This is a genomic window from Streptomyces sp. SBT349 (assembly GCF_001083795.1).
Taxonomy (GTDB): domain Bacteria; phylum Actinomycetota; class Actinomycetes; order Streptomycetales; family Streptomycetaceae; genus Streptomyces.
The window spans coordinates 1-1395 of the sequence record NZ_LAVK01000669.1; the positions used below are offsets into that span (position 1 = coordinate 1).

The 1395-nt window shown below is 68.4% G+C and carries 1 protein-coding gene; it reads left to right on the forward strand.

Translation table 11 applies throughout. The annotated features are described in order from the left end of the window. Window positions 1–55: 55 nt before the first annotated feature. A partial coding sequence (locus ADY01_RS35700) for a condensation domain-containing protein (RefSeq protein WP_324613497.1) occupies window positions 56–1395 on the forward strand: 1340 nt, incomplete at its 3' end.

Here is a 1395-nt window from a genome sequence, read left to right on the forward strand (position 1 = left end):
AGGTCACCGGTCCGGTACATATCTGGGGCGGCCGGGGCTGACGGCGGAGCGGTTCGTGGCGAACCCGTTCGGCCCGGCCGGCTCGCGGATGTACCGGACCGGTGACCTGGTGCGCTGGCGCACGGACGGAAACCTGGACTTCATCGGCCGCGCCGACGACCAGGTCAAGATACGCGGCTTCCGCATCGAGCCCGGCGAGATCGAATCCGTACTCCTCCACGACCAGAGCGTGGGCCAGGCCACGGTGGTGGTCCGCGAGGACCGCCCGGGGGACAAACGCATCGTCGCCTACCTCGTCCCCACCCACGACACCACGGTGGACACGGCGGGCTTGCGCGACCATGCCGCGACCGTGCTGCCCGACTACATGGTGCCCTCCGCGTTCGTCGTCCTCGACACCCTGCCCCTGACCCCGAACGGAAAACTCGACCGCAAGCGACTACCCGCCCCCGAGTACACCCGGGCCGGTGAGGGACGCGCACCACGCACCCCGCAGGAACAGACACTCTGCGAACTCTTCGCCGACATCCTCGGCATCGACGAAGTCACCATCGACGACGGATTCTTCGACCTCGGCGGCCACTCCCTCCTCGCCACCCGCCTCACCAGCCGCATCCGCACCACCATGGGCGTCGAAGTATCCGTCCGCACCCTCTTCGAAGCCCCCACCGTCGCCACCCTCACCCAGCGACTCACCGACCCCAACACCACACCGGCACGTCCTGTCCTGAGCCGAGTTGAGCGGCCTGAGGTGCTGCCGTTGTCGTTCGCACAGCGGCGGCTGTGGTTCCTCGACCGGCTGGAGGGACCCAGCGCCACCTACAACGTCCCCCTCGCCCTACGCCTGACCGGCACCATCGACAAGGCCGCCCTGCACAAGGCGCTGGCAGACGTGCTCGCGCGACACGAAGCACTGCGCACCGTCTTCCCGGACATCGACGGAGAACCGTCGCAGCAGGTGATGGCGGCTGATGAGGCTGTGCCCCTGCCCCAGATCGCCCCCATCGACGAGCCAGACCTCACCCGCACCCTCCAGAACACCGCAAGCCGGCCCTTCGACCTCGCCACCGAGATCCCCTTCCGCGCGCATCTGTTCACGCTGTCCGAGGGCGAGTCGGTGCTGCTGCTGGTCATGCACCACATCGTCAGCGACGGCTGGTCCATGGGACCACTCAAACAAGACCTCTCCACCGCCTACACAGCCCGCCACGCCGGAACACCACCCACCTGGGACGACCTCCCCGTCCAGTACGCCGACTACACCCTGTGGCAACGCGACATCCTCGGCGACGAGACAGATCCGCGGAGTGAGATGGCCCGCCAGTCACAGTACTGGCGCGAAGCACTCGCAGGCGCCCCCGACCTGCTCGAACTCCCCACCGACCGCCCCCCCCC